The organism is Ectobacillus sp. JY-23 (assembly GCF_023022965.1).
Lineage (GTDB): Bacteria > Bacillota > Bacilli > Bacillales > Bacillaceae_G > Ectobacillus.
The window spans coordinates 3651506-3673445 of sequence record NZ_CP095462.1 but is presented as its reverse complement, the minus strand read 5'-3'; the positions used below and the strand labels follow the sequence as shown (position 1 = coordinate 3673445).

Here is a 21940-nt window from a genome sequence, read left to right as displayed (position 1 = left end):
AAAGGTGGAATTTCAGCACCAAACTAGACCGTTTTAGTAAGGTGCGTCCTCTTGTATTCCATCGGGCTCAGTTAGATGCTGAATCGCGTAGTGAATAGGATATTGCTGTTTTATTTTTGCACCAGAACCAAATAACCGATATCTCATGACTTAGGATCACTTATCACGCATACCATAAAGGTGCGCGTATTAATATATAAAACTCGCGATGATGTAGTAAATATAAGCTAAATGACTAATTATGACTAAGCAAATTGAACAGATATTTATAAATTTTGAATACCCCACCTGTTTAAACAGACGGTAGAGTAAAAAGAGAAGACCTAGAATAACCAATTGTAATATAAATGTTATATAAAGATATGTATGTAGAGACTCTCCTCCAATGAAAATACCTGTACCTACTAAGATAATCCCTAATAGTCCAGATATCCCAACAATATTTTTCAGGATGTTATCCTTACTTTCTACTATTTGTGCGGGAATCAACGTTATTCCTAACACCATGAAACTTATCAAAAGATGAAGTAAGAATACTAACACATTTATATCCCCTATCTTCTCTTCATTGCATTAGAGTTTTTCTTGCCTTTTGTATTCCTTCTAACCCCTTTACAGGTGTTTTCCTTACATGTTTTACAGGAATTGCAATTCAAATACTAAAGAACACAGCACCCTCCAAAGCATATATCTAACTCATTCTCGATTAAAATTACTTACTTCTATACAAGATCATTCAAACGTTTAATCATATTAGGTTCGTTCGCTGTTATTTAGATATAAGCTGAATCGAATATTTTACATACAATATCGCAATTATCTTTTAATACCTCTGTTACCTCATGTAAATCATTGAATTTGTTAGCCCTCAGATTTTCTAAAAGATTATTTATATTTTCTGAACTGAATATATAACGTTCTCCTATATATTCTTCATTAAAATCAGCTAAACATAGAGGCTCAATAATAACTATTCTACGCTTCAAGAAGCTGTTAATGGTAACATGAATGTCTGCGTCTTTTTTAGCCCCATAGCGCTCCATATAGTAGATATATAACGGATACTTTTCATGAAGTGACTTGATAATCGTATGAATTGTTTTTGGGAACACTTCATACTCTCCTGTAAGCTCATTATATTTGTCATGATTGATAAGTACCAAGGTGTGTCTTTGTTTCTTTATATAGTATTCTCCATTCAAACATATCACCAGCCCTTAATAGATCATCGGTTTGCTCTATACAGAGCATCCATACTGCCAAATAACAAAATGTCTACACTTGACTCATATCTTTATTAATTACATATGTACCTTTTTCCATAAATCTGTTCAATAAAATAATATTTTCATCTCATTTAAAGTTCAATGAAACCCGCCAAAGTAGAGTTATTACTGTACTATCAATGAAAGGCGTTTCAACCTTTGAGAAGATGAAAACGCAGCAGGCTTTCCGTCCGTCTCAATGGTATCAATTACTACATTAAAATAGGATTTCGCTGCTACTTCCAAAAAATCCAAATTCTTATTGAATTCCATCCTGAAATGCGCTTACTATGTAATTGTAGTAAATCTTATGTTATATAAAGATACATATACAATTTGTTGTAAGTGTTAAGGGGGAACACATGTGAAGATTCAGATAAAAACTGAGCAGGTCATGGAGGTCGCTCAGCAGTTTCACCAGGCCCAGCAGCAAGCCCAAACGCTGGCCTCAAACTTAAGAAAAAGTATATATAACCTGGAGTCACAATGGGGTGGCATCACGAGGGAGAGGTTTTTCAAAATTTCCAGCAATCCAATCGGGTCATTGATCAGTATGGGCGCGTGCTTCATGACGTAGAAGTGAGTTTAAAAGAGATTAGCAAAAGATTTTCCAACACAGACAATCAAAATGTAGACGCCTTAGGAAAATCATTAGGAGAAAATCTTAAAACAGCCGCAATGACGACATTGACCACCACTGGAAAACTGGCTCTTATTACTAGCGCGCTTACGATTGCGCCGAATACCAAACGTTCAGACTTAGTTGATATTATACCCAAAGTATGGATTAAGGAAGGTAAGTTCGCCAGTACCTGGGAAAAATTTTTGAAACACATTAAAACACATAATACACCTGAGAAAATGTTTGCAGGTCTTGCTAATCTCGATAAATCTTTGCCAGGAAATAGCATACGAGCAGATAATATTACAAAGCACATTCGCAATACATTGAAGCCGTTTGGTCTAGCAGGAGTAGCAATAGGAGGACTTTCAGAGGTCAGTTCCTTAACTGCGGCTATTAAATCGGATATGGAGCAATACGATGGTTTGAAAGCTGGCTTGAACATTGCTACAGATTCCTTTTATTCAACAGGTAAAGTTATTAGTAATCTCGCGTCTTCTTACGGCGGAGCAGCAGGCGGGGCTGAATTGGGAGCCATGATTGGTTCATTACCGTGCTTTCTTCCCCCAATCGGTACAGCTGTTGGCGGAATTGCTGGAGCGATCGTCGGATCCGCGGCAACTGGTACAGCAAGCAATATGATATTTGATAATGTATTGCCAAGAAAAAGATTTAAGGATTTCGCAAATAAAATCACTAGTCTTATATGAATTTACCGGAAGGAGGACTGCAGAATTAAGAGCAACTTTACACTTAATTCACTAAAACTATGACAATACATCAATTTAAAATTTCTTTAGAAGAAACGGCACTGCTACTGCACCTAAAAAATGAAGAACTGCAGGCAAAAGAACTATTACAAATTGCTTTTGAGGAAGTAACTCCATCAGAACTTGAAAAAATATTCATTACGGCATCCCATTCATTAATTTCTAAAGAGTTGGTTACAGTCAATGAAACAAGTTTACAGATTATAGAAAGCCTAGATTTATTATTGAATAATATGTTAAATCCAGATTTTTCTTTGCACTATCAAAAATTAGATATTAAAGAAGAAACTATGTATACAGGACATATTCACAAAGTAAACAATACCCTTGTTTCTTATCAAAGTCAGGATGGTATTACACATATGATAAAAGAAGTTATGATAGATGAGGTACTATATAAAGAGAGTGCTTTGTTATTAGATTTACAAATACATGATGGGAACAAATCCCCTGATATTTTGGCTTGTTTGCCCGCTGAAGTTGTAGAAAACATCTCTGACTTTATTCAACAACCTATACAAAAAAGCACTGAAAAATTGATTCAATATGGCTTCTCTTCCGAAAATCTAACCTTATTTCTAAATGACTTGCAACATATTAAATATGTTTATAGCATTATGAAGATTGAGACAACTTCTTCACAGATACTTAAAGCCGACCAGGGGATTATGATTTTGGAATCTAACGAGCATCAATGGTTGTTATATCAATCTGATGATAATAAATCGTTTTTTGTCTCCTATTTGTCAAAAAAACTATTCGAAAGACAGCTAAGAAGCCTATTACATATTTCAGACTCTATAGAGGTACCTCATGAATAAATCTAAGAACAACAGCTTCTTTGAAGCAAAGGTCCTTCCTGCCCTGCAATTTGTTGCTGGTATTTTTGCATTAGCGTACTCTCTATTGGAATTTATCGTAAAATATTTTATGATTATTGTAATAGTTGCCATGATTGGGCTTATTATTTTCTGTATTATAGCTAAAGAATTTGGAATAGCCTTAATAGGTATTATAGTTACAGCGGGCTGGTACTTTTTTTACTGGCTTTTCTATCAAAAAGATAAAAAAAAGCGAAAATGATCTTCTTTCTGAACACTCCTCCTGCTTATTTTAAGGAGGAGTGCCTTTTTCATTATCTTTCAAAGCAGATAGGCTACACTTAGTTAGACAGAATTCATATGTGGGTAAAGAAAAAAGGCCTTTGACTCCAGAGGCCCTTCATATGTATCTTTGTATTCAGTTCGCAAAGGGTACATATCTGATTGCTGATGTGGTCAAAGCTGTTTTTTCGTTGATGAACAACAAATTTGCCAGCGATGTCTTTCATTGTCTTGCATAAGCTGCTCGAATACTCCCCTCTCACGTTTCGTAAGTAACAGTTTTGGACCTATGTCAATAGAATGGACACGTTAAACAGAGAGAAATAGCTGAGTTTATGCAGCTACTTGTCTCTGTTTAGCGTAATATTGCGCCTCAAATTCACAAGGCGATACATATCCCGATGAGGCACGGCTTGATTTTCGATTGTAGAGACATTCAATGTACTCGAAAATAACTTGCTTTCCTTCTATTCTTGTTTTTAATTTTCTTGGATATAGCCATTCTTTTTTCGACAGGCTGTAGAATGATTCGATTACCGCATTGTCGTAACAGTTTCCCTTTCGACTCATGCTCACTTGCATATTATGGGTTTGCAGAAGAGCTTGGTAATCGTTTGAAGCGTATTGGCTTCCACGATCGGAATGATATCGATTTTTTTAATCTACGAATTAAAATAGGCTTTTAGTTGATATTTTCTAAAACAAAAAATTCCTGATTAATCTTAATACTTCTTGCTTCAATCAGTAATAAACTTTCCCATATATCTAAAGCAAAATTGGCATTTGAAGAAACTTGATTAAACCATTCATCAATTTTAGAATGACATTTTATTGAACCTATTCCTTTTGGATAGTATTCAATTGCTGCAAGTTGTAAATAACCAGTTTCTGAAAAATCGACTTCAAGTGAAGCGGGATCTTTTATATAGTAGTGAGCCCAAACATCTGTGAACTCGATTTCGCGATAAGTTGTTTTCCTTCCATTCATATCCAGCCTAAGAGAAATCTTATTATTTACAAGATCAAAATCAAGCTTGTCAATTACAGTCCCAAAAAAACTGTCTAATAGAGACTGTATTTTATCATTGTTAAGCATTTACAATCAGCTCCCCCTATTTTTTCCTATTCTTTCTTAATGTATCTGTAATCTGTCGGTACTCTTATCGACTGAAGCGCCATACGGTGCTTGTCAATGCATCAAGTATGATATCCTACAAAGCCAACCTGTATTTAGTCCCCACTAAGTATATTGGCAAAAAGGTAGAGATACTGGACAGGCTACACTTAGTTGGACAGAAAAGTTAAGAGCACATAAATAGAAATCAATAAGTAAAGCTTAATCAAGCTATCTAGCTTAGTTTTGATAATTAAGACAGTAAAATGTAGATTTTGTACACCCAGACTGTTTTCAAAAGCCAGTTGTATTTTTGTTTCACGAGTCATAAAAAAAATCCTGTTCGAGACTGTTCATTTACATAAACACCGTTATTAGAAGCTATAGTTATTCCATGACTTTCGTTTCCCAACCATCGTAACTTTCCGCAAAGCCAGTGTACTTAATTGCAAGTTCTGTCATTTTACGTGTTTCCTCAAATACGATTTCGGGAGTAATCATATGTTGCTTTCCTACAATCATGACTAAAAATGGAGTTCCATCATCATCAACGGCTTCTTGGGGCTCATAAATTTCATAACCTTGCTTATGTAGTGAACTTGCGACTTTATGAGCTGTCTCTTCGTCATCTAAGAAAAAGCAATGTTCTACGTAATGCATTTTAGAAAGATTAGACCCTGCATCTACTAATGCTTGAATGGTTTCTGTATCAAACTGTTCTCTTCTGTTTCTTTGTTTAATAGTTTCCATTTTTAACTCTCCTTTTTTCTTCATTGTACCATGCAGAACGGACAGAAAGCTGAAGAAGTCTGCTTGTATATCCTATACATGTCAAGTTAACATAAGATCATATTATTGGAAGTTACTATGCATATTTTCCCTTAGCAAAACTTTCACTTGATACCCCTATAATCATTGCTGCACCAACAAATATTAAAGGAATAGAAGAATCTTGAATAGAGGGAATTAGAATCATTAGGACAGCTAATATTGCATAGATTGCTGACATTGTAAATGATACATACCCCATATATGTACAATATCCTTTTTTGTTTCTTACTGTACTCGCAGAAGCAAAGGATATTTTTCCGAGTTTCCAATGATTTTTAATTAAAAGCAGATATCCAATATAAAATGTAAAAATGCTTAAACACATTAAAATAATAATAAGTATTATCATGGCATAACTCTTCCCCTTTTTAGAATTATCAGATATTTAATCGTAGCATGTATATTTATAAATGAGGTATGGATTTTCTTTTGTATGTTCTATACAGTTCTAGTTACTATAGGATATCATTATTGGAGTTTAACGTACTTAATCAATTTATAAAAACCCTCCAGGTCTCTTGGCTGGAGGGCATCCATGTTCATATAAACGGGATTACAAGAAGTTACTCATCATCATTTTCGTTTGCTGCAGTAATACAAAAATATAATTCGCAATTAGGAACAGGTTCTATGGTAGATTGTTCCCATCTATATTTTTCTTCCTCGATCGTCTCTTTACAGAAATGAGCTGTTGACTGAGCATAAGCTCGCCAAGATTCCTGTTCTCCTTTTAGTACCTCACTATCTATAACAACAGATGGGTGTCCATACTTTCCGTCAGAGTATTTAATTATACCTTTCCACCCAAGATGGCCCGTTCATTATCGGCTAAAATTTTAATGGCTTCTAAGGCGTCAAAGAAGCTAAGTATTATCTCTTTATCGGATAAAGATTTATTTTTTAAATATTGAGGCAGTATATCCACATCATTCACTGTATATTCTCCTCCCTCTTATCAGTTAACATACAACTCATTAACAGCTTTACTTAAACTCAAATGCTTTTACTAGGCGTGCGAACCAATATAGAAAAATTCAAGGAAATATGTAAAAAGTTGAAATTTGTAATGTTGGTAAGAGTATTTGTGTTATAGCTATAACAGATGATAATAAATACAACAAACTTAGACCCAAAATAACAAGAACAATAAGTTTTATCGTTTTAAGTAGCCTTTGCACTAAGAAAGAACATTAATGTTGCTTTTCTTTAGTAATTTTTTTAAAGATAGTTCCAGATATAAAAGCAACCACTGCAGCAAGTAATGAAATGGTAGTAGATTTGGAATCGGAATCAGGGATAGCGTAGTTTGCAATAAAAGTTGATAATCCTGTAGTAATCCCAGTCAATACTGCCGGTAATGTCAGAATAGGTTTCTTCCCCAATCTTATCCCCCTAAAAATTATTTTAACCATATATTCAACATACTCACAGCAATCTCCTTTTTATCAATATCTTGCTGTGTTGTTGACTACACTCATCCACATTAAGTTAACCTAATCAGTAGAGTGTTCAACGATTAATAAGTATACTCCCTAGCCTGTACAGGTTCGGTAGAAAAATAAAAGTAGTTGCATAACGAATGCCTAGGTTGATTGGCATACGCCAAAACCTCCCTATAAAAAAATAAAGTGGTTATATTTCTAAAAAATAGAAAGGTGGTTTTATATGCCAATTGGATAGGTTACATTGAGTTGAACAGAATTCATAACCAACATGTAAAGATTTGTTATGTGAATAGGTTACACTTGGTTAGACAGAATATATATAATAAATAGATAAAGAAAAAGACCTCTGACAACCCAGAGACCTTTCGTATGTGTCTTCAATTTCAGTTCGCAAAGGTTACACATCTCATTGCTGATGTGGCCAAGACTGTTTTCTCGCTGATAAACAATTCACCGGCGATTTCCTTCGTAGTCTTGCATAAACACCTTGAACACGTGTGACTAATTTTGCATGCATCACCGCAGTTTTTTAGAGGGCGAAAGGGACTCGTTCTTGTTATGTATAAGGGCTTTCCATTAATTTATGCGGATTTGTGGATGAATATGTAAATCATCTCAAGTCTTTATTCAAACAGTGTTTAAGGAGATAAGAATAAGTAGACCTTAATAAATTTGTCCAGTTTGGTGTAGCCTTTCCAGTCCTTCTAGGAGTATATCTTCGCTTGATATACTGGTACAGCGAGCCAGGATATACCCGTGACTTATTAGTATGTCCTGTATATTTTTAATTTATACAGTCTCAATTGAAATTTTTTACATTTAGATACATTACGTACCAAAATATACCTAATAACAAAAATATGCCTGATCCACCCCAATATAAGTACATAATTCCATTATTCATAGTTATTAGAACATAACTGATTGCTGGTCCTAACGCTGCTCCAACGTCCAATACAATCGAATATATCGTCAAAAAGGATACTACATTTGTTGTTGTAGCCACATCTGAAGCCAACGCATCCGTTAAAGTCGTAAGTGCGGTTGCTCCCATCATGATAGCCAATGCAGTTATAATCCAAACAGGTAACCATACATCGCTTGCAACTATACCAAAGATTAATCCTACAAATAAAAGAGCTATCACATATAACGGCAATCTTCCTCTGGATCCATCTGACCAATAGCCAAACCGACTTCCTAAGAATGGTTCCCATCCCCATCGAGCAGACTGCATAAGACCAGACAAAAACGTAACACTCATAACGGTACCAAATAAGCTCACTTCCTTGCCGTAGTAATGCTCAATGACTAAGCTGAGCGTTGCAATAAATACACCTTGAATTAACATCGTAATCAAAAAACCGCTGAGAACTACACTGAATTTATATATACTATGTTTTACAGGTGTAGATATATTTACTTTCCCCGGCTCATTATTACTGCTAGTTGTTTCACTTTCTCCCATCTCTTTAAGTGTTAGCATTAGAATAGGCAATCCCAAGAAGGTTAGACAGCCAAATAAAATGGAAACATACTGTATTCCAATTATAGGTACCAATATTCCGCCAATCAGCATTCCAAATAGGCTACCTAACCTATACACACCGTTATATAAGCCCATGGATCTGCCACGACTATTCTCATTAGCGTAATATACAACTGTTGTAAGACCACCAATTCGAAAAAATGACCAAGCTATACCCCATAATCCACGCAGAATTATCCAAGTGATAAACTCTTTCGCTACACCGTACCCCAATGTGGTTATAGTTCCAAGTATAACAGCGATAAGCAACCCCGTTTGCAACGAAATTTTTTGATAAAGCCATCCTGCTAACGGATTAAAAGGTAATCTTATAAGTCGATTTATAGAAAGTAGTATCCCAACCTGCCATAAAGAATCCAGACCAACTTCTTTCCAATAAATCGGCAAAGTAATATACAACATTGAATCTCCAAGTAAACTAAGTGCTGTAATCACTGCAACAAGGACAATATTCCTAGATTGCCTAATTTCCTTATATGTGGCATTCATCACCATCCTCCTATGCTCACTGTTTCAGTTCTTTATACGCCTCCAAAAAGCTTTGGTATGAGATTGGCCCTAGACTTTCACAGTTCATGCCAAACAGGTTTTGGAATACATATTGCCTAGCCTGTTCTGCTGAATATTGACGAGCTTGCATAACAAGCTTCATATAAGAAAGGAAGTATTTTTTTCCTAGCACCCCTGCATGATTGATTGTCACAGATTCGTTCCTCCTATTCCATATTGGTATACCAAAAGGAGCCGGACATTCCAGCTCCCTTACAAAATGTGTATCTTAACAGCAAGAGCTTCCCGTGTTAAGGTTTGTACTGCAAACTCCTGTCTCAGGCAAATCCAATTCGACTTTACTTGCTGCTTCGTAATCTCTCGTCAAATGCGCAACAACAGATCTCACTTGTTCATAACCTGTTGCCATCAAGAATGTAGGTGCGCGTCCGTAACTTTTAGAACCCAAGATATACAAGTCTTTTTCCGGTTGCCGCAGTTCTTTTTCTCCATGTGCACGAACTGTTCCGCAACTATGGACATTGGGATCAATCAATGGCGCCAAAGCCTCTACACTTTCTGTTGTCGTATCAATTGAAGTGCGCAGTTCGCGAAGCATATCCAAATTCGGGCGGCTTCCTGTATTGACAATGATTTCATCCACATTTGCAATCATCTGTTCTTTTCCATTCATATTGCCATGTATATTCATCACATTGTTCACCTTTGATACACGCTGTATTTGAAAAGGTGTCATAACCTTTACTTTCCCACTATCAACCACTTCATGAACACGACTTCCTAAAGCACCGCGAGCGGCCAAGGCATCTTTTTCTTCTCCACCGTAAGCTTCTTCAACCTTTTGACGTCTCATGATCCAAACTATATCTGTTTTTGGATACATTTCTTTTAGTTCAGCTAGTTCCAACAATGTATTGATGGCTGAATGACCGCCTCCCACTACAGCTATTCTTTTATTTTTATAACGGGTTCGCGCGCTTCCTAAAATTTCAGGAATTCCATAAAAAATATATTGTTGCAGAGATTTTTCTTCCTCTAACCATACACCACTTGAATTGGCAGGATTCGGGTTCCCCCATGTACCAGAAGCATCTAAAACAGCTCGGACTTCATATGTTGTAAATACCCCATCTTTCTCTGCATATAATGTGAACGGTACCTGTTCACGTCCAGATGTCTTCATCTTATCCGTATATTTCCGACTAATCCCTAATACCTTTGTATTTTGATGTAAGTATGGATGAATTTCTGGAAGGTTTGATAAAGGCTGCAGATAATTTTCAATAAGCTCTTTTCCCGTAGGAAGTTGATCTAAATCAGGCGCTTTCCAATCATGCTTTTCAAGTAGTTCAACTGCCGCTTTATCCATGTTGTAACGCCAAGGTGAAAACAATCTAACGTGTCCCCAAGTTAAAATATTCGCTGCGACTTCAAACCCTGCCTCTAACACTAAAAATGCTTCTCCTCTTTTTGCTAAATGAGCAGCTGCAGCAAGCCCTACAGGTCCCGCTCCGATAATTGCAACAGGTAAATGCTTAATACTTTGCTCCTGCATGTTTTTCAATACGGGTGCTGTCGATGTTGTACAACAACCTTGCGTGTTTTTTCCTTGCAATTGAATTGGCTTCATCGTATTCCCCCTGTCTTCATTTCCATAATGTATAAAGCAGTTATGCTAAAGAACGATTTTATTAATCAAAAAAAATTGATTTATAAACGAAAAATTTTTAAGACATAGGACGAAAAATACAACATAGCTGTTCAGAGAGTAAAGCATCTACTTCTTTTTTATTAATATTGTAGTAACTCCATGTTCCTCTCGTCTCTTTGGTGATTAGATTTGCATCCAGTAGAATTTTCAGATGGTATGAGAGCTTTGATTGTGACAAGCCCAACACTTCTGTAAGATCGCATACACATGTTTCCCCACGTTGACAAAGTTCATATAAAACATGTAGGCGCTTCTGATCAGCCAATGCCTTAAACCTTTTTTCATAAGAAGCAAAGGATTGGACTATAGATGCATTATACAATTTAATTTCTTTCATGTTTTGCTCCTTTAATCAAATTCTTTTGATATTAGTATTTTATTCCATATGTTTCAATTTTACAACAAATAAATCAAAAAAAATTGATTTATTTACCACACATGCGAAGATTGATGTCAAGATAAATGAAAACACCTAAATTCATTACGAGTTTAGGTGTTAGGTACGCTCACTTACCTTTATACCGCGTTTGTTTAATGTCTTGGAAATTTTTACACTCCCATATCTTTGATGGAACTCCAGATGGGTTTGTAAGATTTTTTGAGAGAGTTGTTCATTCTTTTTCTGTCGTTCGCTTTTTAGGCGTTTTACCCATTTGAAATAGCCGCTTTTCGATACTCCCAAAACGCTGCACATCTTCTCCACCCAAAATTGGGAGCGGTATTCATGGATGAATCCATACTTTACCGAGGGCTTTTCGCAAATTAGTGCATCGCCTTTTTTAAGATTTCATTTTTCAGCTCACGAATTTGTTTTTGTAAGGCTCTCAACTCGGCTTCCGGTGTAGAAAATGTTTGTGCTGCTTTTATTTCAGGTTGCTGACTATATTTCTTTATCCAGCCATGCAAGGTGTTTTCGTTTACGCCCACCTCTCTCGCTACCTGCGCTACAGATTTGTTGTTCTCGGCGATGTACTTCACCGTTTCTTTCTTGAATGATTCTTCGTAACGCTTTTCGTTTGCTTTTGCCATTTAAAGACACCTCGTTATCATTTATATTTTTATTATAACAACCTGTGTCTACTTGTTAGTCTAGCATCAGTCTTTTAATGCCTTTATGTAGGGTGGTAAACGGATATGTTAATTGGTTGAGGACTTTATTCAAAAAGTATTTGATAAGATAGGCAGAAGTAAACCTTCATAAAACTGTCCAGTTCAATATAGCTTATCAATATGCAGCAAAAAAATAATGAATGAGATACACAAAAAGGGCAGAGTAGTAGCGTATTATGATAGTTTGCTTCTTTGCACTTGATTACAGCAACGTTGGTACTGGGTCTATAGCTCGCATTACGAAATTTTAATATTTTAGATATAAAGTTGAATCAGAGTGGAAATGCTAACCTAAAAATGTACAACTAAGCTCACTTAACACTGTACAGAATGGCTTCACTTCTTCATACGAATCCTGAGGTTATTCGTACGTACATCATGTTAGATATTTAAATGGAAAACGAAGGTCAAATAAAAAAGCTAATCGTTATTTCTAATGAAAGACGATTAGCTTTTTTCGTTTCTATTAAATATTACTTACTTTTTTTGATTCAGCAGTATCCACCCATGCTTCTAATTGATTACGTCCTGGGATATTTTCAATATTATCTGCATGGAAAACAGGATCCAGCCCTTTTTTCTTTTGTTTGACATAGTCGTTTAGTACTGCACGTACAAGACCGGATAATTTTGTAATAGCATACAGGTTAATTAAAACCATCATTCCCATAAAAATATCCGCCAACGCCCATACTAATTCTGCACTATACAGTGTACCAAAAATGACCATTGCAATTACCCCAATGCGGTACAAAGTAAGCGTACGTTTATTGTTTTTCATAAAGCTGATATTTGCTTCTCCATAATAATAGTTACCCATAATGGTGCTCAAGGCAAATAGGAATACAGAAATTGAAATAAATGTAGCCGCAAAGTCTCCTACACTTACACGAAGTGATTCTTGTGTTAACGGAATTCCTGATAACTCAGATGTTTTATAAACGCCGGATACTAAAACAATCATTGCTGTAGATGAACAGATGACAAATGTATCTACAATAACACCAAGCGCCTGAATAAACCCTTGCTTTACAGGATGTGTTACTTCAGCAGCAGCAGCGGCATTGGGTGCAGAACCCATACCTGCTTCGTTTGAAAATAACCCGCGGCGAATCCCTTGTAAAACTGCCGCTCCCATTACACCGCCAAAGAGCTGTTTCAAGCTGAAAATACCTTCAGAGAAGATAGCGCCAAATACACTTGGCAGCACTTCATAGTTTGCTATCATTAACCAAACAGAAAGTAAAATATACACACCTGCTTTAATAGGTACTAGCACGATAGAGAACTTGGCTACAGATTGTACACCACCAAAAATAATAAGAGCTGTAATAACTGCTAGAATAATAGCCACAGTCATTGTACTTACGTTAAATTCATTGTTTAATGATGCTGCAATTGTATTTGCTTGTACTGCATTAAAAATTAAGCCAAAAGATAATGTAATCAGGATACTAAAAGCAATCCCAAGTTTGCGGTTGCCCAAACCTTTCTCCATATAATATGCAGGGCCACCGCGCCAGGACTCGCCATCTTTTACTTTATAAACTTGCGCCAGCGTACTTTCAACGAATGCAGATGCAGAACCAATTAACGCCATCAGCCACATCCAAAAAACAGCACCGGGTCCGCCTAACGCAACCGCTGTTGCAACTCCGGCAATATTTCCCGTTCCAATACGGGCAGCCATACCAATTGCGAAGGCTTGAATAGATGAAACAGACTTCTTACTTTTTGATGGATTTTTTTCAAAAAGCAAGCGAAACATTTCTGGGAAGAAACGAATTTGTAAAAATCCTAATCTTGCAGTTAAGTAAATTCCAATTCCCACAAGAAAGATAACAATTAAATATGTCCATAAAAGGTCATTCATTTTTGACACTAAAATATCCATGTTGCACACTCCTTTGATGTTTTTAAACTATAAAAATGTTTAGGATTCTTTAAAAAGAATTATTAAAAAACAAAGAATATAACCCTATTGGGAGTACAAATAAAATTCACACAAAGTGTAGTATAGTATTTTTTTCTTGCTCTGTAAATGATTTTTTCATTTTCATGTTATATAATCTAACATAGAAAACATATGCTGTGAGTTTATATAAGCAATGTAAACGAAAATTTTTTATATACTAAGACTGTTTTTGCTTCGCAAACAATAAAAAGCCCCTTTTGGGACTTTTAATTCACATAAGCGGGATTAGTAAAATTCAACAGGATATTCCCTATATCTTTAACATTATTAACTATATATGTAGAATTAGATGCATGTAATTCTTCCAACGAACCATAACCATATGTAACCGCGATAGAATCAACTCCCGTATTATTTGCACCAATGATATCGTGCTTACGATCGCCAATCATAATGAAGTCGCTACGTTTATATCCATGATATGTATCAATTATGTATTGAATGATTTCAGTTTTTGAACTTCTAGTCCCATCCAGATTACTTCCTACAACAAGATCAAAATAACAGTCTATTTTAAAGTATTCCAATATTTTTTCTGCAAATATAGTAGGCTTAGAAGTTGCTACAATTAAAATATATCCTTGCTTTTTTAACATATCTAAAAGTGAAGGGATATCAGCATATAACGCGTTCTCAAACATCCCTTTTTCTTTAAACCTTTCTCTATAAAAATCAATTGCCTGTTTTACATCTTCGGTATTAAAGCCGTAATACATGGCAAATGATTCTTGTAGTGGTGGCCCAATAAAACAATCCAGATTATTAAGATCCGGCTCTAAAATCTCCATCTTCTCAAGCGCAAATTGAACGGATTTGGTTATCCCTATTTTAGGATCAGATAGTGTCCCGTCCAAATCAAATAAGATTATCTTATATTCCTTCAAATGAATCTCCCTCTCTACATGCAGTATTTATTCTATCTCATCCCTATCATACTAGATACCCATTGGTTATGCGAAATTTTTCTTAATATTATAACAATTGGATGCACGTGTGAACTGCAAAAAACACTAGATAGACCACATTGAGTTGGACAGAATTCATATAAATGCAATTTACAAATAAAGAAAAAGGCCTCTGACACCCCAAAGACCTTTCCTATGTATCTTCAGATTCAATTCGCAAAGGGTTCGTTAGCGTTTTCCTTCGTCGTCTTATCTTGCACAAGCAGCTCGAACACGTGTGACTAATTGTGCATGAATAACAGCAGTTTTTTAGGAGGGCGAAGGTACTCGTTCCTGTTATCTATAGGGCCTTTCAATTTCTTTATGCGAGGCACCTAAACTCAGGTTTTCTCTCTCGTGCTCCGCGAGACGCTCTCCCGGGACACCTAAACTCAAATCCCCTCTCTCTCGTGCTCCGCAACACGCTCTTGCGGGACACCTACTCTCAAATCCCCTCCCTCTCGTGCTCCGCGAGACGCTCTCGCGGGACACCTAAACTCAAATTCCCTCCCTCTCCTGCTCCGCGAAACGCTCTCGCGGGACACCTAAACTCAAATTCCCTCCCTCTCCTGCTCCGCGAGATGCTCTCCCGGGACACCTAAACTCAAATTCCCTCTCTCTCGTGCTCCGCGAGACGCTCTCGCGGGACACCTAAACTCAAATTCCCTCTCTCTCGTGCTCCGCGAGATGCTCTCCCGGGACACCTAAACTCCAATCTCCTCTCTCTCGTGGTTCACGAAACCCTCTTGCGGGACACCTACTCTCAAATCCCCTCCCTCTCGTGCTCCGCGAGACGCTCTTGCGGGACACCTACTCTCAAATTTCCTCTCTCTCGTGCTCCACGAAACCCTCTTGCGGATCACCTAAACTCAAATTCCCTCCCTCTCCTGCTCCGCGAGACGCTCTCGCGGGACACCTACTCTCAAATTTCCCCTCTCTCCTGCTCCGCGAAACGCTCTCGCGGGACACCTAAACTCAAATTCCCTCCCTCTCCTGCTCCGCGAGATGCTCTCCCGGGACACCTAAACTCAAATTCCCTCTCTCTCGTGCTCCGCAACACGCTCTCGCGGGACACCTAATCTCAAATTCCCTCCCTCTCGTGCTCCGCGAGACCCTCTTGCGGGACACCTACTCTCAGATTCCCTCCCTCTCGTGCTCCGCAACACGCTCTTGCGGGACACCTACTCTCAAATCCCCTCCCTCTCGTGCTCCGCGAGACGCTCTTGCGGGACACCTACTCTCAAATTTCCTCTCTCTCGTGCTCCACGAAACCCTCTTGCGGATCACCTAAACTCAAATTCCCTCCCTCTCCTGCTCCGCGAGACGCTCTCGCGGGACACCTACTCTCAAATTTCCCCTCTCTCCTGCTCCGCGAGACGCTCTTGCGGGACACCTACTCTCAAATTCCATCCCCCATATATCAACGAAAGCCACCGGATGTAAACCGATGGCTGCATATACGTATTAGATTACAAAATCTGAAGGGATAAAGACTTTTACTTGCTGGGGTGAGACATACACTGTTTCTCCTATACGCAGCTGTAACGCATGAAATTGCTCTACACTCATTTGTGCTTCTAAGTATTCTTGTGTTTCTTCCCTTTTTAATTCCACATGTACAATCGGCCCGACTGTGTGGAGGTGTGATATCCTTGCGGTAATAGTGTCTTGTTCGGTTTTTTGCCGTGAAATCATAAGGTGATGCGGCCGCACATAGCCTACCGTTTCTATGTCAAACGGATGATGGTCATCTGCTACGCTAAACTGTGCTGCACCAATATCTAGCTTCCCTTCTCTAAGACGCCCGTGAAACAAGTTTACGTTTCCGAGGAAGTCGTATACAAATGAACTGGCAGGTTGTTCGTATATGTCTTGCGGTGTACCGATTTGCTCAATTTTTCCCTGGTTCATAATCACAATTCGATCTGCTACATCAAGAGCTTCCTCTTGATCATGTGTGACAAATATACTCGTAATTTTAAATTCATCATGTAATCTTCTTAACCACCTTCTTAGCTCTTTACGAACTTTCGCATCCAAAGCGCCAAAGGGTTCATCTAAAAGCAAAATTTTTGGTTCGACCGCCAAGGCACGTGCCAAGGCAATGCGCTGCCTTTGCCCGCCAGAAAGCTGAGACGGATATCTGCTGGAAAACTCCTGCATCTTAACTAGTTCAAGCAACGTTTGTACTTTCTCTTTTATTTCTACCGGTGAAGGTCTCCATTTCTTTTTACGCGCTTTCAGCCCAAACGCTACGTTCTCAAACACCGTCATATGTTTAAATAGTGCATAATGCTGAAATACAAAGCCAACTTGCCGATCTTGTACATGCACGTGAGTCAAGTCTTCTCCATTACATACAACGATGCCCTCATCTGCTATTTCCAGTCCTGCAATTACACGCAGCAGCGTTGTCTTTCCCGAGCCGGACGGGCCTAATAGCGCAACAAGCTCTCCCTCTTGAATGGTAAGATTGATATCCTGCAGGACATGAAACGAACCATAATGCTTTGATAGATGCTGAATCTCAATCATCATATGCTCCTCCTACCGTTTTTCAGCTTTCCATTCGATCCAGTGCTTGATCACCAATGTGAGTAGTGCCAAAAGAGACATTAAAGATGCAACCGCAAAGGAGGCCGAAAAACGGTACTCATTATATAAAATTTCAATATGAAGCGGCATCGTATTTGTCACGCCGCGAATATGTCCCGACACAACAGATACTGCTCCAAATTCTCCAATTGCCCTGGCATTACATAAAATCATACCGTACAGAAGTCCCCACTTGATATTCGGAAGCGTCACCAACAGAAAGGTTCTCCAGCCCCCCGCTCCCAGCGACAAAGCCGCTTCTTCCTCCGCTGTTCCCTGCGCCTGCATCACCGGAATTAATTCGCGGGCAACGAATGGCAATGTCACAAATATCGTCGCAAGCACAATGCCCGGCACTGAAAAGATAATCTTAATGCCATGCTCCACTAACCAAGGTCCCAATATCCCCCTTGGACTGAAGGTCAATACGAAAATAAGTCCAGCAATAACGGGCGATACAGCAAAGGGCAATTCAATAACGGTTAATAGCAGTTGTTTGCCGCGAAAGCGAAATTTCGTGATGGCCCAAGCGGCTGCAACGCCAAACAATGTATTCAGCGGCACAACAAGCAAAGCGACTACTATGGTAAGCTTTATAGCTGATAAAGCATCCGGATCTGTAATCGATGCGACATACACGCTCATCCCTTTTTCGAATGCCTTAAGGAAAATCGTCAGCAAGGGAATAAGTAAAAAGAAAACCAAATAGATGACCGCGATCGCAATCAGCAAGACAGGTATCCATTTGGATTCTGACTTACGCCGTAACGCTTTCCTTTGTTTACTCGGTACGGATTGCAAAACAGGTGAACTCAAATCCTCTCCCCCTTCTAAGAAGCTTCCTCTTCATACCTTCTGCTTCGCGCCTGGATGACATTGATCAGCAACAGAAAGAGGAGCGAAATGCCAAGCATTACTGTGGCAATCGCTGTTGCTCCCGCGTAGTCATATTGCTCCAGCTTGGTCATGATAAGCAGCGGAGCAATTTCTGTTTTCATAGGCATGTTACCTGAGATAAACACAACCGAACCATACTCTCCTACCCCTCTAGCAAAGGCCAGTGAAAAGCCTGTCAGCAGGGCAGGCACTGTCTCGGGAAAAATTACTTTACGAAAAATTCTCCATTTGGAGGCCCCGAGACTAGCAGCTGCCTCTTCAAGCTCTTTGTCTATATTGTGCAGCACCGGCTGTACCATTCGTACGACAAAGGGTAACCCAATAAAGGTCAGTGCTATGGTGATTCCTAGTGGTGTAAAAGCAGCCTTAATCCCAAGCTCTGCAAGCCACTTCCCAATCCAGCCGTTTTTAGCATACAGCGATGTAAGCGCAATGCCCGCAACCGCAGTCGGCAGCGCAAAAGGCAAATCAATCAGCCCATCAATGATTCGCTTGCCCGGAAACTGATACCGTACTAACACCCAGGCAAGCAGAAAACCAAAAACGGCATTGATGATAGCCGCTATAAAAGCTGTACCAAAGCTAAGCTTATAGGCTGCGACAATGCGATCGCTTGTTACTATCTCGATAAACCGCCCCCAGCCTAAATCTGATGTTTTGACTACAATCATCGAGAGAGGCAGCAAAATAAATAAACTGAGGTAGGCAGTTGTAAAACCTAAAGAGATTCCAAACCCTGGCAAAATATGCTGCCGTTTTTTTCGCACTTCCGTTCCCCCCGTTATGTTGACCTACTCCTTATTTCTGATAAATTTGATCGAATACACCGCCATCCTTAAAGTGGGTGTCCTGTGCTTTTTTCCAGCCGCCAAACAGTTCATCCACTGTAAACAATTCAATTTTAGGGAATTGAGATTCATATTTTTGGGCTACTTTTTCATTGCGAGGGCGATAATAATGCTTTGCTGCAATTTCTTGCCCTTTGTCTGTATATAGGTACTCTAAGTAAGCTTTTGCAACCTTTGTTGTTCCCTTTTTCTCGGCTACTTTATCCACAACAGCTACAGGCGGTTCAGCCAAAATACTGACAGACGGAACGACAATATCAAACTTATCCTTGCCAAGCTCGTGCAATGACAGCAAGGCCTCGTTTTCCCATGATATTAATACATCGCCAATGCCTCTTTCTACAAAAGTCGTCGTGGCACCCCGCGCTCCCGAATCAAGCACCTCGACATTTTTATAAATATTGCCCACAAACTCCTTTGCCTTCGCTTCGTTGTTGCCGTTGTTTTTCAGAGCATATCCCCAAGCCGCCAAGTAATTCCAGCGAGCACCTCCAGAGGTTTTCGGGTTTGGCGTAATGACAGAGACCCCTTTTTTAGCAAGATCGTTCCAATCCTTAATTTGCTTTGGGTTCCCCTTGCGCACTAAAAATACAATCGTGGATGTGTAGGGTGTAGAATTGTTAGGTAAGCTTTTTTGCCATTCAGGTGTTAACAGCTTTCCTTGTTGACTGATTTCATCAATGTCATAGGCAAGTGCTAACGTGACCACATCAGCTTCTAAGCCATCAATAACAGAGCGAGCTTGCTTACCAGAGCCGCCATGAGACTGCTTGATGGTAACTGTTTGCCCAGACTTCTCCTTCCAGTACTGAGCGAACTCTGTGTTAAAGTCCTGATACAGCTCGCGCGTAGGATCATATGAAACATTTAGCAGCTCTACAGCCTTAGGCTCCTCAGGCGCTTTGTCACTTACGCTTTCTGTACCTCCCGTCGAATTTGAGCAAGCTGACAATAAAGTAACAGTCGAAATCACAGCAAGAGCATTTCTGAACAGCATTTTGTTACGCAGCATTTTCATCTCTCCTTTTTTCAATATAAAAAAGGCATACAACAATCCATAAAATGGATGCTGTATGCCTTCAGTCAACTGATCGGCGTATGAAATTAACTTAATTTTCTTTATTTTATTTCTACTTTTCCTATCTGTCAACTATGTTTTTGAATTTTCTCTTTAAAATAAAACTTTTAAGATACACCAAAAATGACGCTTGACGTAATTCGCTTTAGAAATTGCTTTGTTCGATGTTCTCTTGGATTCGTAAATATCTCTGCTGGGTTTCCTTCTTCTACGATAACGCCTTCATCCATAAAGATAACATGATTGGACACTTCTCTAGCAAAGCCCATTTCATGTGTCACAATTACCATGGTGATTCCTTCACGTGCAATATTGCGAATGACCTCCAAAACCTCTCCCACTAGTTCGGGATCTAATGCTGATGTTGGTTCATCAAATAAAATGACTTCAGGGTTCAAAGCAAGAGCACGCGCAATACCAACACGTTGTTGTTGACCACCAGATAGTTGACTTGGATAAGCATCTACTTTATCGGCTAGACCTACTTTTTCAAGAACTTCCAAGCTTTTTACTTTTGCTTCGTCCTTGGAATATTTCTGGACGATTACTAAGCCTTCCATGATGTTTTCTAGAACCGTTTTATGCTTGAAAAGGTTATAATGCTGGAATACCATACCTGTTTTTTTGCGTAATTTCATAACATCTTGCTTGTTTGCGCGTTTGCAGTTCACAGTAAGATCACCGATGGTTACTTCTCCGACAGTAGGACGTTCCAAGAAATTGATACATCTAAGTAAGGTGGTTTTACCTGACCCACTTGGTCCCAAAATTGCTACTACATCTCCCTTATTTACGTTAAGATTAATTCCATTTAACACGTTTTGTTTACCGAACGATTTCTGTATATTACGTAAGGAAATCATGCTATGCCCCCTTTATGAAATACAGCTGCCCGTCTTTCTAATAAAGCTGTAATCCACTCTGCTATCATTGTTAATGTCCAATAGATGATTGCAACGGCTATATAAGACTCCAAAAACTTTAAGTTGCTGGAAGCCACAATATTGGCAGCTCCATTTAGTTCTTTTTGAGAAACAATAAAAGCAATGGAGGATGTATGCAAAAAGCCGACAAATATATTGCATAAATTAGGGAGAACAGCTGTAACCGCTTGGGGAAACACTATTCTTCTCATAGCTTGCGGAACACTCATACCAACAGAATAGGCAGCTTCGATTTGTCCCCTGCTTACTGCCAATATCCCTGCTCTGATGATTTCCGACATGTATGCACTGGCTGTAAGGGAAAATGCAATTAACACAAACAATAAAATGGGGATTTCATTTGACTTAAATGACCAACCATAATATGCAGCGATTTGATCAATAATCATCGGTAGCCCTAAGTAAATTAACATAATGTGTAGCAGAATAGGCGTGCCGCGAAGAAATGATACATAAAAATCAGCGATATGATGGAGTCCTTTCACTTTATAAAGTCTAATGAAAGCCACGATGATACCTATAGCGAAACCGACTAGTAAAGGAACAATCGTAATAATCAGCGTAAGCGGCAAAGCTTTTATAATTTCAACAAGAGCAATGAAAATGAACGGAACATCAATAACGATAGT

At 38.6% G+C, this 21940-nt stretch carries 22 protein-coding genes and 3 pseudogenes; 4 read left to right on the top strand and 21 right to left on the bottom strand.

Going from position 1 to position 21940, the window contains the following annotated elements; genetic code table 11:
* Positions 1–773: 773 nt before the first annotated feature.
* Positions 774–1202, bottom strand: a complete 429-nt coding sequence (locus MUG87_RS18555; protein ID WP_247084136.1) for a phosphate transporter — start codon at positions 1200–1202, stop codon at positions 774–776.
* A gap of 457 nt (positions 1203–1659) precedes the next feature.
* On the opposite strand from MUG87_RS18555, the pseudogene MUG87_RS18550 reads away from it, so the two are divergent.
* The 4 genes and pseudogenes from MUG87_RS18550 to MUG87_RS18535 form a co-directional block, all read left to right on the top strand.
* Positions 1660–1725, top strand: a pseudogene (locus MUG87_RS18550) (hypothetical protein); the annotation flags it as partial.
* A 26-nt stretch (positions 1726–1751) separates the two neighbouring features.
* Positions 1752–2597, top strand: coding sequence for a WXG100 family type VII secretion target (locus MUG87_RS18545; RefSeq protein ID WP_247084135.1), 846 nt, complete (start codon positions 1752–1754; stop codon positions 2595–2597).
* Between the two features lie 59 nt (positions 2598–2656).
* Positions 2657–3478 carry a hypothetical protein gene (locus MUG87_RS18540; RefSeq protein ID WP_247084134.1) on the top strand — a complete coding sequence of 274 codons (822 nt, stop codon included), beginning with the start codon at positions 2657–2659 and terminating at the stop codon, positions 3476–3478.
* Positions 3471–3740 (top strand): hypothetical protein, encoded by a 270-nt coding sequence (locus tag MUG87_RS18535; protein WP_247084133.1) that lies wholly within the window; start codon positions 3471–3473, stop codon positions 3738–3740. The genes MUG87_RS18540 and MUG87_RS18535 overlap by 8 nt, the downstream gene beginning before the upstream one ends.
* Positions 3741–4093: 353 nt before the next feature.
* Here the strand turns inward: MUG87_RS18535 and MUG87_RS19745 are convergent.
* The 20 genes and pseudogenes from MUG87_RS19745 to MUG87_RS18440 all read right to left on the bottom strand — a co-directional run.
* Positions 4094–4399, bottom strand: a pseudogene (locus MUG87_RS19745) (transposase); the annotation flags it as partial.
* Positions 4400–4442: 43 nt separating this feature from the next.
* Positions 4443–4856 carry a YxiG family protein gene (locus MUG87_RS18530; protein WP_247084132.1) on the bottom strand — a complete coding sequence of 138 codons (414 nt, stop codon included), beginning with the start codon at positions 4854–4856 and terminating at the stop codon, positions 4443–4445.
* Positions 4857–5261: 405 nt separating this feature from the next.
* Positions 5262–5624 (bottom strand): ribonuclease E inhibitor RraB, encoded by a 363-nt coding sequence (locus MUG87_RS18525; protein WP_247084131.1) that lies wholly within the window; start codon positions 5622–5624, stop codon positions 5262–5264.
* A gap of 115 nt (positions 5625–5739) precedes the next feature.
* Entirely contained in the window at positions 5740–6054 is a 315-nt protein-coding gene (locus tag MUG87_RS18520; RefSeq protein ID WP_247084130.1) for a hypothetical protein, read from the bottom strand.
* Between the two features lie 441 nt (positions 6055–6495).
* Positions 6496–6639 (bottom strand): hypothetical protein, encoded by a 144-nt coding sequence (locus MUG87_RS18515; protein WP_247084129.1) that lies wholly within the window; start codon positions 6637–6639, stop codon positions 6496–6498.
* A 256-nt stretch (positions 6640–6895) separates the two neighbouring features.
* On the bottom strand, positions 6896–7087 hold the full coding sequence (locus MUG87_RS18510; RefSeq protein ID WP_247084128.1) for a hypothetical protein: 192 nt from the start codon (positions 7085–7087) through the stop codon (positions 6896–6898).
* Between the two features lie 357 nt (positions 7088–7444).
* A pseudogene (locus MUG87_RS18505) lies at positions 7445–7626 on the bottom strand (LuxR C-terminal-related transcriptional regulator); the annotation flags it as partial.
* A 323-nt stretch (positions 7627–7949) separates the two neighbouring features.
* Positions 7950–9188, bottom strand: coding sequence for an MFS transporter (locus tag MUG87_RS18500; RefSeq protein ID WP_247084127.1), 1239 nt, complete (start codon positions 9186–9188; stop codon positions 7950–7952).
* Between the two features lie 16 nt (positions 9189–9204).
* The gene (locus MUG87_RS18495) at positions 9205–9402 is read right to left on the bottom strand and encodes a hypothetical protein (RefSeq protein WP_247084126.1); all 198 of its coding nucleotides are present in this window, start codon (positions 9400–9402) and stop codon (positions 9205–9207) included.
* A 75-nt stretch (positions 9403–9477) separates the two neighbouring features.
* Positions 9478–10839, bottom strand: coding sequence for an FAD-dependent oxidoreductase (locus tag MUG87_RS18490; protein WP_247084125.1), 1362 nt, complete (start codon positions 10837–10839; stop codon positions 9478–9480).
* Between the two features lie 97 nt (positions 10840–10936).
* On the bottom strand, positions 10937–11257 hold the full coding sequence (locus MUG87_RS18485) for an ArsR/SmtB family transcription factor (RefSeq protein WP_247084124.1): 321 nt from the start codon (positions 11255–11257) through the stop codon (positions 10937–10939).
* Positions 11258–11682: 425 nt separating this feature from the next.
* Positions 11683–11949: a transposase gene (locus MUG87_RS18480; RefSeq protein WP_247084123.1), complete on the bottom strand. Its 267-nt coding sequence runs from the start codon at positions 11947–11949 to the stop codon at positions 11683–11685.
* A 547-nt stretch (positions 11950–12496) separates the two neighbouring features.
* Entirely contained in the window at positions 12497–13924 is a 1428-nt protein-coding gene (locus MUG87_RS18475; protein WP_247084122.1) for an alanine/glycine:cation symporter family protein, read from the bottom strand.
* A gap of 287 nt (positions 13925–14211) precedes the next feature.
* The gene (locus MUG87_RS18470; RefSeq protein ID WP_247084121.1) at positions 14212–14889 is read right to left on the bottom strand and encodes an HAD family hydrolase; all 678 of its coding nucleotides are present in this window, start codon (positions 14887–14889) and stop codon (positions 14212–14214) included.
* Between the two features lie 1524 nt (positions 14890–16413).
* Positions 16414–17487 (bottom strand): sulfate/molybdate ABC transporter ATP-binding protein, encoded by a 1074-nt coding sequence (locus MUG87_RS18465; protein WP_247084120.1) that lies wholly within the window; start codon positions 17485–17487, stop codon positions 16414–16416.
* A gap of 9 nt (positions 17488–17496) precedes the next feature.
* Positions 17497–18345 (bottom strand): sulfate ABC transporter permease subunit CysW, encoded by an 849-nt coding sequence (cysW, locus tag MUG87_RS18460; RefSeq protein ID WP_247087789.1) that lies wholly within the window; start codon positions 18343–18345, stop codon positions 17497–17499.
* Positions 18346–18374: 29 nt separating this feature from the next.
* Positions 18375–19208 (bottom strand): sulfate ABC transporter permease subunit CysT, encoded by an 834-nt coding sequence (cysT, locus tag MUG87_RS18455; protein WP_247084118.1) that lies wholly within the window; start codon positions 19206–19208, stop codon positions 18375–18377.
* A 31-nt stretch (positions 19209–19239) separates the two neighbouring features.
* Complete coding sequence (locus MUG87_RS18450) at positions 19240–20301, bottom strand: sulfate ABC transporter substrate-binding protein (protein WP_247084117.1); 1062 nt, start codon at positions 20299–20301, stop codon at positions 19240–19242.
* Between the two features lie 173 nt (positions 20302–20474).
* Positions 20475–21230: an amino acid ABC transporter ATP-binding protein gene (locus MUG87_RS18445; protein ID WP_247084116.1), complete on the bottom strand. Its 756-nt coding sequence runs from the start codon at positions 21228–21230 to the stop codon at positions 20475–20477.
* Entirely contained in the window at positions 21227–21937 is a 711-nt protein-coding gene (locus MUG87_RS18440; RefSeq protein WP_247087787.1) for an amino acid ABC transporter permease, read from the bottom strand. Before MUG87_RS18440 ends, MUG87_RS18445 begins: the two co-directional genes overlap by 4 nt.
* Positions 21938–21940: the final 3 nt, after the last annotated feature.